The sequence below is a fragment of the Streptomyces specialis genome (assembly GCF_001493375.1).
In the GTDB taxonomy this organism is placed as follows: Bacteria; Actinomycetota; Actinomycetes; order Streptomycetales; family Streptomycetaceae; genus Streptomyces; species Streptomyces specialis.
In genome coordinates, this window is sequence record NZ_LN929896.1 from 839,751 (window position 1) to 854,878 (window position 15,128).

At 72.6% G+C, this 15,128-nt stretch carries 13 protein-coding genes; 5 read left to right on the forward strand and 8 right to left on the reverse strand.

The features are described from left to right. Positions 1 to 161: 161 nt before the first annotated feature. On the forward strand, positions 162 to 1,334 hold the full coding sequence (gene argJ / locus BN2279_RS21940) for a bifunctional glutamate N-acetyltransferase/amino-acid acetyltransferase ArgJ (RefSeq protein ID WP_059012665.1): 1,173 nt from the start codon (positions 162 to 164) through the stop codon (positions 1,332 to 1,334). A gap of 20 nt (positions 1,335 to 1,354) precedes the next feature. On the opposite strand, the gene BN2279_RS21945 is transcribed toward argJ, so the two are convergent. The 3 genes from BN2279_RS21945 to BN2279_RS21955 are packed head-to-tail and all read right to left on the reverse strand — an operon-like array spanning position 1,355 to position 4,026. Further along, positions 1,355 to 2,107: an amino acid ABC transporter ATP-binding protein gene (locus BN2279_RS21945; protein WP_104531098.1), complete on the reverse strand. Its 753-nt coding sequence runs from the start codon at positions 2,105 to 2,107 to the stop codon at positions 1,355 to 1,357. 11 nt (positions 2,108 to 2,118) lie between these two features. Further along, the gene (locus BN2279_RS21950) at positions 2,119 to 3,072 is read right to left on the reverse strand and encodes an amino acid ABC transporter permease (protein ID WP_059012207.1); all 954 of its coding nucleotides are present in this window, start codon (positions 3,070 to 3,072) and stop codon (positions 2,119 to 2,121) included. A gap of 3 nt (positions 3,073 to 3,075) precedes the next feature. After that, positions 3,076 to 4,026 carry an ABC transporter substrate-binding protein gene (locus BN2279_RS21955; RefSeq protein WP_059012209.1) on the reverse strand — a complete coding sequence of 317 codons (951 nt, stop codon included), beginning with the start codon at positions 4,024 to 4,026 and terminating at the stop codon, positions 3,076 to 3,078. 551 nt (positions 4,027 to 4,577) lie between these two features. Between BN2279_RS21955 and BN2279_RS21960 the strand changes: the two genes are divergently transcribed. Then, entirely contained in the window at positions 4,578 to 5,774 is a 1,197-nt protein-coding gene (locus BN2279_RS21960) for an NAD(P)-dependent malic enzyme (protein ID WP_059012211.1), read from the forward strand. A gap of 347 nt (positions 5,775 to 6,121) precedes the next feature. On the opposite strand, the gene BN2279_RS21965 is transcribed toward BN2279_RS21960, so the two are convergent. Further along, the gene (locus BN2279_RS21965; protein ID WP_407702295.1) at positions 6,122 to 6,898 is read right to left on the reverse strand and encodes a class I SAM-dependent methyltransferase; all 777 of its coding nucleotides are present in this window, start codon (positions 6,896 to 6,898) and stop codon (positions 6,122 to 6,124) included. Positions 6,899 to 6,976: 78 nt separating this feature from the next. On the opposite strand from BN2279_RS21965, the gene BN2279_RS21970 reads away from it, so the two are divergent. Then, positions 6,977 to 7,582, forward strand: coding sequence for a CGNR zinc finger domain-containing protein (locus BN2279_RS21970; RefSeq protein ID WP_059012216.1), 606 nt, complete (start codon positions 6,977 to 6,979; stop codon positions 7,580 to 7,582). On the opposite strand, the gene sodX is transcribed toward BN2279_RS21970, so the two are convergent. After that, entirely contained in the window at positions 7,510 to 7,878 is a 369-nt protein-coding gene (gene sodX / locus BN2279_RS21975) for a nickel-type superoxide dismutase maturation protease (RefSeq protein WP_079032381.1), read from the reverse strand. The two genes, BN2279_RS21970 and sodX, sit on opposite strands and share 73 nt — an antisense overlap. Positions 7,879 to 8,048: 170 nt before the next feature. On the opposite strand from sodX, the gene sodN reads away from it, so the two are divergent. After that, positions 8,049 to 8,444 (forward strand): superoxide dismutase, Ni, encoded by a 396-nt coding sequence (sodN, locus tag BN2279_RS21980; protein ID WP_059012219.1) that lies wholly within the window; start codon positions 8,049 to 8,051, stop codon positions 8,442 to 8,444. Between the two features lie 239 nt (positions 8,445 to 8,683). Next, on the forward strand, positions 8,684 to 9,154 hold the full coding sequence (locus BN2279_RS21985) for a hypothetical protein (protein WP_059012221.1): 471 nt from the start codon (positions 8,684 to 8,686) through the stop codon (positions 9,152 to 9,154). Positions 9,155 to 9,263: 109 nt separating this feature from the next. Here BN2279_RS21985 and BN2279_RS21990 read toward each other — a convergent pair whose 3' ends face one another. Genes BN2279_RS21990 through BN2279_RS31605 form a run of 3 tightly spaced genes read right to left on the reverse strand, consistent with a single transcriptional unit; the run spans position 9,264 to position 15,045 of the window. Beyond that, positions 9,264 to 12,212: a SpoIIE family protein phosphatase gene (locus BN2279_RS21990; RefSeq protein ID WP_104531082.1), complete on the reverse strand. Its 2,949-nt coding sequence runs from the start codon at positions 12,210 to 12,212 to the stop codon at positions 9,264 to 9,266. Beyond that, positions 12,209 to 12,808 (reverse strand): ATP-binding protein, encoded by a 600-nt coding sequence (locus tag BN2279_RS31600; RefSeq protein ID WP_059012223.1) that lies wholly within the window; start codon positions 12,806 to 12,808, stop codon positions 12,209 to 12,211. The genes BN2279_RS21990 and BN2279_RS31600 overlap by 4 nt, the downstream gene beginning before the upstream one ends. After that, complete coding sequence (locus BN2279_RS31605; protein ID WP_159037309.1) at positions 12,805 to 15,045, reverse strand: SpoIIE family protein phosphatase; 2,241 nt, start codon at positions 15,043 to 15,045, stop codon at positions 12,805 to 12,807. Before BN2279_RS31605 ends, BN2279_RS31600 begins: the two co-directional genes overlap by 4 nt. Positions 15,046 to 15,128: the final 83 nt, after the last annotated feature.

A 15,128-nucleotide genomic window follows, 5' to 3' on the forward strand; every position in this document is an offset into this window, starting at 1 on the left:
CCCCGCCCGGCGGCACCACTCCCCTGGACGCCCCGCCTCTTATACACCTCCGACGCCGCCGACGCAGAGGGAAGCGGGAGGCTCTGACGGAGCCCCAGAGGGGTAGAAGAGACAGGCCCCGGGCTGTACAGCGCCACACCCTCGATGCAAAGATATGCGCCATGTCGCATATCCATCCAGCCTGGCCGACCGGTTTCGCCGGCTACACCGGGCACGGCGGGCTGCGGGACAGCGGGGACGACATCTCGGTCGTCGTCTCCGACCGGCCCGCCGTCAGCGCCGCCATGTTCACCCGGAGTCTCTTCGCCGGGCCCGCCGTCACGCTCAGCCGGACACACGCCGCCGGGCGGCGGCTGCGAGCGGTGGTGACGCTCGCGCAGAACGCCAACGTCGCCACCGGGCGGCAGGGCGAGGAGAACGCCGCCGAGGTCGCGGGCCGGGTCGCCGCCGTGCTCGGCATCCCCGTCGGCGAGGTGCTCATCGGCTCCACCGGCGTCATCGGGCGCCCGTTGCCGATGGACACCATCCGCGCGCACTTCGACGCGGCGGCGGACCGGGGGCCCGCCGCGTTCACGGCCGGGCCGCTGGACGTGGCGCGCGCCATGATGACCACCGACACCCGGCCCAAGACCGCCGAACGCGCGGTCGGCGGCGCCCGGCTCGTCGGGGTGGCCAAGGGCGTCGGCATGCTGGAGCCGGACATGGCCACGATGCTGGCCTACGTCCTCACCGACGCCGCCCTCTCCCCCGCCGAGCTGGACACCGCGCTGCGGGCGGCGGTGGACCGTTCGTTCCACTGCCTGAGCGTGGACACCGACACCTCCACCTCCGACACCGTGGCCGTCATCGCCAACGGCGCGGCCGGGCCCGTCGATCCGGGGGAGTTCGCCGCCGCGCTGGCCGATCTCTGCCTCGACCTCACCCTCCAGCTCGCGCGCGACGGCGAGGGCGCCACCAAGCTGCTGCGCGTCACGGTCGAGCACGCCGCCGACCCCGCGCAGGCCAGGCGCGTCGCCAAGAGCGTGGTGAACTCACCACTGGTCAAGACCGCCGTGCACGGCGCCGACCCCAACTGGGGCCGGGTGCTGATGGCCATCGGCAAGAACACCGACGAGACCTCGATCTCCCCCGACAAGGTCACCGTCCGCTTCGGCACCACCGAGGTCTACCCGGACGAGCCCGGCCCCGGCACCCTCGCCGACCTCACCGCCGCCATGCGGAAGGACGAGGTGGACATCGTCGTCGGCCTGGGCCTCGGACAGGCCGCCGCCACGGTCTACGGCTGCGACCTGTCCGCCGGATACATCCGGGTCAACGCGGACTACACCACCTGACCCAAGCCCGGCCGACCGGCCTACAGCACCTTCGACAGGAACGCCCGCGTCCGCTCGTGGCGCGGGGAGCCGAGCACGTCCCGGGGCCGGCCCGACTCCACGACCACGCCCTCGTCCATGAACACCAGCGAGTCCCCGACCTCCCGGGCGAAGCCCATCTCGTGGGTGACGACGATCATGGTCATCCCCTCCTCGGCCAGGCCGCGCATCACGTCGAGGACCTCGCCGACCAGTTCCGGGTCGAGGGCGGACGTCGGCTCGTCGAACAGCATCAGCTTCGGGTCCATCGCCAGCGCCCGCGCGATGGCGACGCGCTGCTGCTGGCCGCCGGAGAGCTGGGACGGGTAGGTGTCCATGCGGTCGGCCAGCCCGACCCGGGCCAGGAGCTGTTCGGCGCGCTCCCGCGCCTCCGCCCGGCGCAGGCCCTTGACCTGCATGGGCGCCTCCATGACGTTCTGCGCGGCCGTCATGTGGGGGAAGAGGTTGAAGCGCTGGAAGACCATGCCGATGTCACGGCGCTGGGCGGCGACTTCGCGCTCCCTCATCTCGTAGAGCTTGTCGCCCTTCTGCCGGTACCCGACCAACTGCCCGTCCACGTAGAGGCGTCCGCCGTTGATCTTCTCCAGGTGGTTGATGCAGCGCAGAAAGGTCGACTTGCCGGACCCGGAAGGACCGACGACGCAGAACACCTCGCCCGCCCGCACCTCCAGGTCGATGCCGCGCAACACCGGGATCAGCCCGAACGACTTGTGCACCCGCTCGGCCTTGACCATGGGATGGCCGGTCATACGGTGACGCCTCCCACCGTGTTCTTGGGACGGAACGACGTGAGCTGCGCCCGGATCCGCTGCCACGGCGTCGGCGGGAGCTGCCGGCTCGACCCCTTGGCGTAGTAACGCTCCAGGTAGAACTGCCCGATGCTGAAGACCGTGGTCAGGATCAGGTACCACACGGTCGCGACGAACAGCAGCTCCATCACCGCGAGGTTCCGCGAGCTGATGGTGTCCGCGGCCCGGAACAGCTCCTCGTAGTAGATGACATACGCCAGCGACGACGTCTTGAGCATGTTGATGAACTCGTTGCCCGTCGGCGGGATGATCACCCGCATCGCCTGCGGCAGCACGATCCGGCGCGTGGTCCTGGCGCGGCTCATGCCGAGGGCGTGTGCCGCCTCGGTCTGGCCCTGGTCCACCGAGAGGATGCCCGCGCGGGCGATCTCCGCCATGTAGGCGGCCTCGTTGAGGCCGAGTCCGAGGAGGGCGGCGAGGAACGGCGTCATGACGTCGTTCATCTCGTCCTTGTAGAAGCCCAGGTTCAGGGTGTCGAAGACGTACGACAGGTTGAACCACAGCACGAGCTGCACCAGGACGGGCGTGCCGCGGAAGAACCAGATGTAGCCCCAGGCGACGCCCGACAGGACCGGGTTCTTCGACAGCCGCATCACGGCGAGCGTGACGCCGAGGCCCACGCCGATCAGCATCGACAGCAGAGTGATCCACAGCGTCCGGCGGGCACCGGCCACGATGGTGTCGTCGTCCAGATACGAGCCGACGACCGACCAGTCGATGTCCGCGCCGGCGAACGCGACGACCAGCATGGCCAGCAGCGCGAGCACGACGACGGCGCCCAGCCAGCGCCCGTAGTGGCGCACCGGGACGGCCTTGATCAACTCGGGCGGCACCTCGGCCGCGCCGGCCCCGCCGCCCTCGTTCCCGGGGGTCTTGGTGAGGTCGGACACGGGTCACCCACCCGCGTTGATGGTCGCCTCTTCCACGGCACCGGCCTCGGCGTCCCACTCCGCCAGGATGTCGGCGTAGGTGCCGTTGTCGATGATCTCCTGGAGAGCCGCCTGGAGAGCGTCGCGCAGCTCGGTTTCCCCCGTGGGGACGGCGATCCCGTAGGGCGCGGCGTCGATCTGGTCGCCCGCGACCTCGAACAGGTCGCCGCCGCCCGCCTCCCGCGCGTTGTACAGCGCCACCGGGTAGTCGGTGACGACGGCGGCGGCGCGGCCGGTCTGGAGCGCGGTGATCGAGTCGGTGTCGACCTCGCTGATGAGGGGCTCGATCGGGTCGTCGCACTCCTCCTGCTGCGCGGCGACCAGATCCGCGTTGGCCGTGCCCTGCTGCGCGGCGACGGTCCGGCCGCACAGGTCGTCCAGCGTCTCGATGCCCTCGGGGTTGCCGGCGGGGACGAGGAGGGCGGAGCCCGCCCGGAAGTAGTTCACGAAGTCGGCGCCGCCCTCGGCGTCCTCGCTGGCGCCCTGCTGGCGCTCCCGCGTGTCGGTCATCGCGGACATGACGATGTCGTGACGGCCGTTGTTCATGCCGAGGATGAGGCCGGCGAAGGTGCCGTTCTCGAAGGTGAACTCCACGCCCAGCACCTCGCCCAGCGCGGCGCCGATGGCGGGATCAATGCCCGTAATCCGGTCATCCTCGTCGCGGTACTCGATCGGCGGGTAGGCGATGTCCGAGCCGACGTTGATCTCGCCGGCCCGCTGGATGTCCGCGGGCAGCAGGTCGAACAGCGGCGCGTCCGCCCCGGCCGGTTCCTCGGAGGCGCCCGTCCCCGAGCTGTCCCCGTCTCCCGCGTCGTCGGTCTGGTCGCCGCACGCGCCGAGCAGCAGCGTGCCCGCCGCCACGATGGCCCCGGCCGCGGCGAGGCGCCGGGAGCGTCGGGTGGAACTGGGAGTCATGGCCTGGTCCTCCTGGGGTGGCGGATGGTCCGAGAGGTCGGGCACGCGTCTTCGGGTGTCTCGACGGTGTGCGGTCGTGCGGGATATGGATTTTCGATGTGCGCATACTGCCACCCGTCACCCTCCGTTCGGCCCCCCGGAACGTCAAGATCGCATAACGGACACCCGGTACCGGTCACCGGGAGTGAGCAACCTCCGGGGGGCGTGGGCCTCTTGATCGGAAGTGTCCCGGGGGCGCGCGGCGTGAGAGATGCATCACGCGTGGGGCGGCACTCCAGTAACCGTTATCCCGCGCGGGTAATACCTCCTCGGCCACAAGCTGCCCGTTTTCCGCGTCCGCGGAGAGCGGGCGTTCATCGTCGCGATGCCTTATCAACTCGTACCGGGCTGATCGATCAGGTAAAACAACCCGATACACCCCTCACCCGGGGACCTGGGCTCGTGTGCGACGCGCCCGGCGTCCGCTGCACACCCTCGCGGACGTGGTGCCCGCCCGTTTCCCGACCGGGAAGCGGCCACCGAAACAGTGATGCAGCAAAGGGGTTCTTCCAGTGGCTTCCGAGATTGTCAATCCCCGAAATGATCTCCCGGATACCGGGGTCGATCCGGCGTTCGCGCTGCACCGCGGCGGAAAGATGGCCATCCGCATGACGGTGCCGCTGCGTGACGCGGACGACCTCTCCCTGGCGTACACGCCCGGGGTCGCCCGGGTGTGCAGCGCGATCGCGGAGCAGCCGGAGCTGGTCCATGACTACACCTGGAAGTCGCAGGTCGTCGCGGTCGTGACGGACGGCAGCGCGGTGCTCGGCCTCGGGGACATCGGTCCCGAGGCGTCGCTGCCCGTCATGGAGGGCAAGGCCGTTCTCTTCAAGCACTTCGGCGGCGTGGACGCGGTCCCGGTCGCGCTCGACTGCCGCGACCCCGACGAACTGGTGGAGACCATCGCACGGATGGCGCCCTCCTTCGGCGGCATCAACCTGGAGGACATCTCCGCCCCGCGCTGCTTCGAGATCGAGCGGAAGCTCCAGGAGCGCGTGAACATCCCGGTGTTCCACGACGACCAGCACGGCACCGCCGTGGTCACCCTGGCCGCGCTGCGCAACGCCGCCCGCCTGACCGGCCGTTCGATGGACTCGCTGCGCGTGGTGATCTCCGGCGCGGGCGCGGCCGGTGTCGCCATCGCCAAGATCCTGCTGGGCGCGGGCGTCGGTGACGTGGTGGTCTGCGACCGCAAGGGTGTCGTCTCCGGCGACCGCGAGGACCTCACGGACGTCAAGCGGGAGCTGGCCGCCCTCACCAACCGCACCGGCCTGACCGGCTCGCTCGCCTCCGCCCTCGACGGCGCGGACGTGTTCGTCGGCGTCAGCGGCGGAACGGTCCCGGAGCCGGCGGTCGCCAAGATGGCGCCGGGCGCGTTCATCTTCGCCATGGCCAACCCGGACCCGGAGATCCACCCGGTCGTCGCCGCCCGTTACGCCTCCGTCGTCGCGACCGGGCGCAGCGACTACCCGAACCAGATCAACAACGTGCTGGCGTTCCCCGGCATCTTCTCGGGCGCGCTCGCCGTCCGGGCCTCCCGGATCACCGAAGGCATGAAGCTGGCCGCCGCCGAGGCACTCGCCGCGGTGGTCGCCGACGAGCTGTCCCCGTCCCGCGTCATCCCCTCCCCCTTCGACGAGCGCGTCGCCCCGACGGTGGCCGCGGCGGTGGCGGAGGCCGCCCGCGCGGAAGGCGTCGCCCGCGTCTGACGTCCGCCACCAGGCCCCGGGGGGAACGGGACACCCCCGGGCCCTGAATCCCGCCCGGCGGGTCGGCATCCGGCAGCGCGCACCCCAGGGCCCGCGCCTGCCGGGCTCGTATCCCACAGGTCCGCGCCCGGCAGCTCGTACCGGCGGCCCGCGTGGCGGCTCGCACCCGCCACGGGTCCACCATGCCGCCACCCGAAGGCCCGCGCCGCCAGGCCCGCACCCACAGGCTTGCACCCACAGGCCCGCGCCGGGCGGCCCGCACCCACCGTGCCGACGCCCACAGGCCCGCACCCACCGTGCCGGCGGCCGGGGGCTCGTGTCCGCCGGGGTCTGGGCCGGGGTGATCGTCAGCGGAGTGCGAGGACCAGGGCGTCCGTGAGGGAGGCCCAGGCGATCGTGGTCTCCTCGAAGCCGGCCGCGCGCAGGGTGTCCAGGTGCCAGGAGGCCGGGAGGATCTCGCCGTCCCGGTGGCTGCCGAAGATCTCGAACCGCTGCCGCGCCTGCTCCGCCAGCTCGGGCGCCGCCGAGACCACGCGCCACCACTCCTCCCAGTCCAGCGCGCCCGCCGCCTTCGCCCGCTCGCGCCGCGCCTCGGTCCAGGCGCGTTCGGCGGCGTGGACGCGGGGTGTTCCCTCACCCGGCATGTGGTCGGCGTTCATCACCACGCCGCCGGGCCGCACGACGCCCGCGAGCCGCCCGTAGAGCGCGCGGAGTTCGTCCGCCGAGAGCCAGTGCAGCGCCGTCGCCGTGAGCACCGCGTCGTACGTGTCGTACGGCAGCCGCGCCGGCCACTCCGGGTCCGTCAGGTCGGCCGTCACGAACTCCACCCGGTCATCGCCCTCGAACGTGCCGCGCGCGATCGTCAGCAGCGCCGGGTCCAGGTCCACGCCGGTGCTCACCGCGCCCGGGAACCGCCGCAGCAGGCGGGCGGTGATGCTGCCGGTGCCGCAGGCCAGGTCCAGCACGCGCGGCTTGTCACCGGTCAGCGCCTCGACCATGTCCAGCATGACGCGGAACCGCTCCTCGCGGTCCGGGAGATACCACTCCTGCTGCCGGTCCCAACTCTCCTGCCACGCCTGCCAGTCGGTCACTTCGGTCCCCTTTCGGCCCGTGGACGGCGGCAGACCAAGTAAGCGGCACCCCGCACCGCCGCCCATTACTAGTACGCTGACACCCTAGGGTCGCCCTCGTAAGGAACACAAGTGGAACTGACCTATTACTCGGACTTCGCCGTCCGCCTGGTCAACACCGAGGAGCCGCTGCGCGGCGCGGACAGCCTCACCTCGGTGGAGGCCGTCCGCGCGCTGTTCGGCGAGGCGCGGCACGCCGCCCGCCGCGCGGGCGAGGCGGACGTGACCCGGCTGCGCGGCGTGCGGGGCCGGCTGCGCGCCGTCTTCACCGCCGCCGCCGAGGGCGACGAGGTCCGGGCCGTCGATCTGCTCAACGCGCTGCTGCTCGAATTCCCGGCGAGCCCCCAGATCTCCGGCCACGACCACCTCGACGAGGCCGGCCGGCCCCGCTGGCACCTGCACCTGGCGGAGCACCCCTCCAGCGCGACCGCCGGGTACGCCGCGATCGCCTGCATGGGGCTGGCGTTCCAGCTCACCGACCTGGGCGTGGACCGCCTCGGCGTCTGCGAGGCCACACCGTGCCGGAACGCGTATATCGACACGTCGACGAACCGCTCCAAGCGGTACTGCTCGGACCGCTGCGCCACCCGGGCGAACGTCGCCGCCTACCGCGCCCGCAAGCGCCGCGAGCGGGCGGTGAGCGGCCGGACCGCGGACGGCAGCCAGCTCAGCACCTGAGCGCCCTTCGGCGACCGCAGCCGCACCATCGCCCGCGCCACGACGAGGCCGTCGGGCACGACGCCGAACTCCCGGCTGTCGTTGGTCACCTCGGGGTTGTCCCCGACCACCCACCAGCCGCCGGAACGGCGTTCGACCACGCGCTTGACGATCAGCAGATCGTGCTGGAACGGATGCCGCATCACCACCACGTGCCCCGGCCGCACACGGGCCCCGTAACTGAGCACGAGCTGATCCCCGGGCCGCAGCGTGGGCAGCATCGAAGGGTTGTAGACCTCGGCGAGCCCGAGCCTCATCGCACTCCTCCACCCTCCGGCCGTCCGCGGCCGTGGTCCGACTTCCGCACCAGTCAACCATTGGACTTTTGACCTAAGCGGGGCCGCCCGGCCCGGGTCGGCCGCGAAAAGCCGACCTGCACGGAGTAATCTCCCCCCTGAGAAGACGATCACGAGGAAGGACAGCTTTCATGCTCTCCCGCCTGTTTGCCCCCAAGGTGAAGGTCAGCGCCCACTGCGACCTCCCCTGCGGCGTCTACGACCCCGCTCAGGCCCGGATCGAGGCGGAATCCGTCAAGGCCATCCAGGAGAAGTACCTGGCCAACGACGACCCGCACTACCGCGCCCGCGCCACGACCATCAAGGAGCAGCGGGCCGAGCTGGCCAAGCACCACGTTTCCGTGCTGTGGAGCGACTACTTCAAGCCCCCGCACTTCGAGAAGTACCCCGAGCTCCACCAGCTCGTGAACGACACCCTCAAGGCCCTCAGCGCCGCCAAGGCCTCCACCGACCCGGCCACGGGCCAGCAGGCGCTGGACTACATCGCCCAGATCGACAAGATCTTCTGGGAGACGAAGAAGGCGTGAGCCTGCGGACCTCATCCGGTCCGATTCGTCACCGCACCGCCGCACCCGGCCCCGAGGGGCCGGGTGCGGTCGTTGGGGGGCGATGAGGGGGAACGGACGCGCTCCCCCGCGTTCGCTCGGGCGAATGTCATGGAACGGTAACGGCGCGTCACCCGGCCACAACCCGCGCCCGGCCACGCGGGTCTTCCTCTGTGCACGGCCCAGCACATGGGCAGGTGAACAGAAACGGGGTACATATCATGGTTCGTTCCGCGTCACGATCCCTGCTCGCCGTCGCCGGTGGGGTGGCGGCCCTGGGGATCGCCTTCACCGCCGTGTCCTCGGCTTCGGCCGCTCCTTCGGCCTCCGCGACCGCCGCCGCGGGCCGGTACAGCGCCGAGGAGATCCACCACTTCCTGGAGGGCTTCTACGGCAACACCGGCCCTCGCGACTGGGAACGGGAGAACCTCGTCGCCGACGACCTGAAGGAGCGCGCCGCCGAGCTGGAAACGCACGATTTGCTGCTGTGCTCGCAGAACGCGCCGCTGGACATCGAGGTCGGCGAGGTCACCACCGCCCAGTCGGCCGGGGTCGGCTGGGCGCCGATCTGGCTGAGCTGGGGCGAGGGCGAGGAGGTGTCCGTGTTCACTGCGTACGTGGGCCTGGACGCGAGCCAGCCGATCAAGCTGCTCGATGTCGACTGCGTCCCGCCGGAGGTCGGCGGGGAGTAACGCCCGGGCGACCGTGCGACCGGCGGCCCGGCGGGGCGGCGGCCCGGCGGGTTCGCGGGGGGGTGTCCGGACGGGTGCGCCGGCGTGCCCGTCCGGGCCGGTCGGCCGGTCAGCCGGGGATCTGCTGCTCGGTCCAGATGCACTTGCCCTCGGGCGTGTGGCGGGTGCCCCAGCGCTGGGCCATGGCGGCGACGAGCTGCAAACCCCGGCCGCCCTCGTCGACGGTCGAGGTGTGGCGGATGTGGGGCGTGGTGAGGCTGCCGTCGGACACCTCGCAGATGAGGGTGCGGCTGCGCAGCAGGCGAAGCCGGATGGGGCCCTTGGCGTGGCGGACCACGTTGCCGACCAGTTCGCTGGCGAGCAGTTCGGTGGTCATCTCCAGGTCCTCCAGGTGCCGGGCGGCGAGCTGGGCGCGGATGTGGTCGCGGGCCGGCCCGGCGGCGACCGGGTCGTCGGGCAGCGGCCAGGAGGCGACGTCCTCGGGCGCGAGCCGGTGGGTGCGGGCGATCAGCAGGGCGGCGTCGTCGCTGGTGCCGTGGTCGGCGGGGAGCAGGGCGGAGGTGACCGTTTCGCAGAGCGCGTCGAGGTCGGTGGTCCGCCCGGTGCGCAGGATGCCGGCGAGGGCGCTCATGCCGTCGTCGATGTCCCGTTCGGGGGACTCGACCAGGCCGTCGGTGTACAGGACGAGGAGGCCGCCGTCGGGGACGCGGGTGGCGGTGATGTCGAACGGCGGCGCCGCGACGCCCAGCGGGGGGTTGGGGATCAGCTCGGGGTAGGCGACCGTGCCGTCGGCGTGGGCGACGGCCGGGGGCGGGTGGCCGGCGCTGGCGTAGCAGAAGTGGCCGTCGACCGGGTCGTAGACGCCGTACAGGCAGGTGGCGAACCGGTCCTCGCCGAGGTCGGCGACGATGTCGTTGAGGTGGGCGAGGACTTCCTCGGGGGTCAGTTCGAGGTCGGAGAGGGTGCGGACGGCGGTGCGCAGCCGGCCCATGGTGGCGGCCTCCGACATGCCGTGGCCCATCACGTCTCCGATGACCAGGGCGACCCGGTCGGCGGACAGCGGGATGACGTCGTACCAGTCGCCGCCCACCTCCGTCCCCTGACCGGCCGGCAGATACCGGGCGGCGGAGGTGACGGCGGGCAGCGAGGGCAACGCCCGGGGCAGCAGCGCCCGTTGCAGCGCGCGGGCGCGTTTGGTCGCATCCTCGTACAGGCTCGCCCGTTCCAGCGCCTGCGCGATCAGCCCGCTGAGCGCCGTCAACAGGGTCCGCTCGTCGTCCTCCAGGCGGTGGGGCCGGTCGAACGAGACGACGGCGCCGCCGATGTCGCGGCCGGAGAGCGACAACGGCAGGAACGCCCACGCCTGTTTGCCTCCCGCGGCGGCCAGGTCGACCGTTTCGGGATAGCGCGCGGCGTACGCCTCCGCCGATTCGATGAACAGCGGGGTCCGGGTCCGCAGGGCCTCGCTGAGGGGGGTGGTCCCGGCGGCCGGCTGGCCGTGGATCCGGTCGGGGAAGCCGGGCGGATAGCCGGTGATGCCGACGACGTTCAGGCGGTCGTTCTCCAGCGCGAACACGACCAGTCCCGAGGCGCCGAACGTGGGCAGCACGCTGCGGGCGACGGCGTTCACCACGTCCTGGACGGTGACCGCCTCGGCCAGGTGCCGGGTCAACTGGGCGACCAGCGCGGCCCGTTCGGCGGCGGCCTTCTGGGCGGCCTCGCGCAGGCGCCGTTCGGTGATGTCCGTGATGTACAGGGTCAGGCCGTCCGGCACGGGCACCAGCCGCAGGTGGTACCACCGGTCGGTGCCGGGCCACCGCACGTCGAACCCGCCCGGCTGCCCCTCCTCGACGGCCCGCCGGCCCCGCTCCTCCAGATCCGGCACCTCGCGCACCACCGGGATGTCCCACAGCAGCCGGCCGACCAGGCTGCCCGGGGAGCCGAGCAGGGTCTCGCCCGTCGCGTTGACGAACTCGATCCGCCAGTCCCGGCCGACGGCGAGGAAGCCGTCCGTCATGTGCCGCAGCGCGCGGGCGACGGGGGCCAGCGCGGCGTGGGCCCCGGTGGTGTCCTCGAAGGTGCCGTTCAGCCGGACCGGGGCGCCGCTCTCGTCGAGGATCACCCGGCCGTGGGAGCGGACCCACGCGTAGGTGCCGTCGGCGCGCCGCACGCGGTACTCCGCCGCGTAGGGGCTGTGGGTGCGGATCGACTCCTCCACGTTGTGCACCACGTAGGGCTGGTCGTCGGGGTGGATGAGGTCGGCCCACGTCTCGACCCAGTCGACGGCGTCCCGCTCGACGGACAGCGTTTCGAGCAGGCGGGTGTCCACCTCGAACTCGCCGGTGCTCAGGTCCCAGTCCCAGAACCAGAGCCCTTCCTCCGCCTCACCGGCCCGGTCCGGCTCCCCGGGTTCCGCGGGCTCGCCCGGCGCGGCGGCGGTCTCCCGTCCGGCCGGGGGTGCCGTCTCGTCCAGCAGGGCGGGGGACAGCCCTTCGGGCCTGGGGGTGGTGAGCCGCAGCCGCCCGGCCGCCCACCGGGCCACTTCGCGGAGGAACCCCCACTGCGCGGCGGTCGGCTCCCCGGCCGCCGGGAGGGTGAGCAGGGAGATCACCCCGAGCGCCTCCTCCCGGCCGGGCAGCGCCACCGCCGCGATTCCGCAGTCCGCCGGGACGCCGGAGAGGTGCGGGGAGACCGGCGGCTTGCCGGAGACCTGCTCGGGGACGTCGACGGAGGGCAGCCACAGGGCTCCGCCGTCCCTGATGGTCCTGGCCGGCGCGGAGGCCCCGGCGTCGGAGATCGTCTCCCACGGGCGGACGAACCCGCCGGGCAGCCCGCTGCTCACCACCAGCCGCAGGGCGCTGCGCCGGATGCCCGCCACCCGCAGGTGCGCCATGCCGCCGAGGCCGCCCAGTTCGGCCGTCACGTGCTGGAGGGCGGCGAGCAGCACGTCGGTGTCGCCTCGGTCCGGGTCGAGGGAGAGCAGCATGTTGAGCCGGGCGGCGGCGGCCCGGCCGTGTCCTCGCTCCTGACGCCCGCGCTTCTTCCGTTCCCCGGTCATGGCCGCTCCTCCCGGTCCGGGGAATGCCGCTGCTCGGGAAGGGGCTGCTCGGTCCAGATGCACTTGCCCTCGCGGGTGTAGCGGGTGCCCCAGCGCTGGGCCATGGCGGCGACGAGTTGCAGGCCCCGGCCGCCCTCGTCGGTGGCGGAGCTGTGGCGGATGTGGGGGGTGGTGAGGCTGCCGTCGGACACCTCGCAGATGAGGGTGCGGCTGCGCAGCACGCGGAGGGTGACCGGGCCCTTGGCGTGGCGGACGACGTTGCCGACCAGTTCGCTGACGATCAGCTCGGTCGTCAGGGCCACGTCCTCGCCGAGGTCCCACGCCCGGAGCTGGGCGCGGACGTGGTCGCGGGCCTGGCCTGCGGCGACCGGGTCGTGGGGCAGCGGCCAGGTGGCGACGTCCTCGGGCGCGAGCCGGTGGGTGCGGGCGATCAGCAGGGCGGCGTCGTCACTGGTGCCGTGGTCGGCGGGGAGCAGGGCGGAGGTGACCGTTTCGCAGAGCGCGTCGAGGTCGGTGGTCAGGCGCGTAGATACGTCAGGGTGGAAATATTCGTGTTTACAGCATGCGGCGTACCCCGGATGGGCGACGGTCCTCATCGTCGGCTGCGACAGATGTGTAGGAGAGGCCGGGCGTACGAGAAGTCGCGGGTGACGGGGTCGTAGACGCCGTACAGGCAGGTGGCGAAGTAGTCCTCGCCGAGGTCGGCGACGATGTCGTTGAGGTGGGCGAGGATCTCGTCGGGCGGCAGTTCGAGGTCGGAGAGGGCGCGGACGGCGGTGCGCAGCCGGCCCATGGTGGCGGCCTCCGACATGCCGTGGCCCATCACGTCCCCGATGACCAGCGCGACCCGGTCGGCGGAGAGCGGGATGACGTCGTACCAGTCGCCGCCCACCTCCGTCCCCTGACCGGCCGGCAGATACCGGGCGGCCGTGGTGACGGCGGGCAGCGAGGGCAGCGCCCGGGGCAGCAGGCCGCGCTGGAGTTCCCGCGCGCGGGTGGACGCCTCGTCGTACAGGCTCGCCCGTTCCAGCGCCTGCGCGATCAGCCCGCTGAGCGCCGCCAGCAGGGCCCGCTCGTCCTCGGTGAGGCGGCGGGGCCGGTCGAACGACACCACGGCCGCGCCCAGGGAGTCGCCGGAGGCGACCAGCGGGAGGTACGCCCACGCCTTCTTCCCGCCGAGTTCGGTGTACTCCGCCATCCGCGGGTAGCGCTCGACGAGGGCCTCGGGGGACTCGACGAAGCGCGGGGCGCGGGTGCGCAGCACCTCGTCCACGGGGGTGTCGCCGAGGGCCGGGCTGCCGTGGAGGCGTTCCCGGAAGGCGGGCGGGTAGCCGACGGCGTCCACGAGGTGCAGCCGGTCGGCGTCCAGGGTGAGGACGACCAGTCCGGTGGCGCCGAACGGGGGCAGCACGCTGCCGGCCACCGCGCGCACGACCTGCCGCGCGGTGACGGCCTCCGCGAGGGCGCGGGTGACGTCGCCGATGACGGCGTCCCGTTCGGCGGCGGCTTTCTGGGCGGCCTCGCGCAGGCGCCGTTCGGTGATGTCGATGATGTAGACGGTGAGGCCGTCCGGCACGGGCACCAGCCGCAGGTGGTACCACCGGTCGGTGCCGGGCCACCGCACGTCGAACCCGGCGGGGTCCCCCTCGGCGGCGGCCCGGCGGCACCGCTGCTCCAGGCCGTCGTCCAGCCGGCGCATCACGGGGATGTCCCACAGCGACCGGCCGGTCAGGGCCTGCGCGGATTCGAGCAGCCGTTCGGCGGTGAGGTTGACGAAGCCGACGCGCCAGTCCCGGTCCAGGGAGAGGAATCCGTCGCTCATGTGGCGCAGCGCCCGGCCCACGGGTTCCAGCGCGGCGTGCGTCTCGTCGGTGTCGGTGGTGGTGCCGACCACCCGTACGGGCCGGCCGTCCTCGTAGTCGGCCACCCGGCCGCGGATGCGGACCCACCGGTAGCTTCCGTCCCGGCGGCGTACCCGGTGCTCGACCTCGTAGGCGCCGTCGGCGCGGATGCCGCGGTCCACCTCGGTCAGCACCCAGGGCAGGTCGTCGGGGTGGATGGTGGCGACCCATGCCTCTATTCGGCCTTCGAGCGCGTCCGGGTCCATGTCGTCGAGCATGTCCCGCATCGAGTCGCTGGCCGCGAGTTCGCCGGTCCGCAGGTCCCACTCGAAGGACGCGACGGGCACGCCCTTGAGCGCCTCGCGCGGTCCGGGGCCGGTCTGGAGGGCGAGCAGCAGGTCCGGGGAGAGGTTCTCCGGGGCGGGCGAGACCAGCCGCAGCCGCTCGCCGGTCAGCCGGGCCACCTCGGCGAGGAACGCGACCTCCGCCTCGTCCGGCCGCCGGTCCGGCCGGGTCACCACGGACAGGGCCCCGAGCGGTCCGCCGGTTCCGGACAGCGGCATCGTCATCACGCCGGCGCCTGCGGGCACCCGGAAGGGTTCGGTGTCGGCGCCGGGCTCCGGCCGCGGCTCCGGGGGCGCCGGTGGCGGGTGGTGGTGGACCGGCGGCTCGGGGGCGACGACCTCGGGCACCCACACCTGGCGGTCCTCCCGCACGGCGCGGGCGGGGGGCGACGAGCCGTCGCCCTGGATGTTCTCCCAGAACCGGGTGAACGACCGGGGCAGGCCGGTGCTGGCCACCAGGTACATGATCCGGGAGGCTCCGCCCGCCCGGACGTGGGCCATGGCGCCGAGGGCGCCGAGGTCGGCCGCCGCGTGCTGGAGCGCGACCGTGAGGACGGCGACGTCGCCCTGCGCGGTGTCCACGGCTGCGAGCAGCCGCAGCCGCTCCGCCCGCACACCCCCGGGGCCACCGCCATCACTGCCGCTCACGCTGTCCCCGTCCGGATATCCGACAGAACAGACAAACCATCTTGAACGACTATATACAGCATTCTCCCGGCCCACCGCAGAGC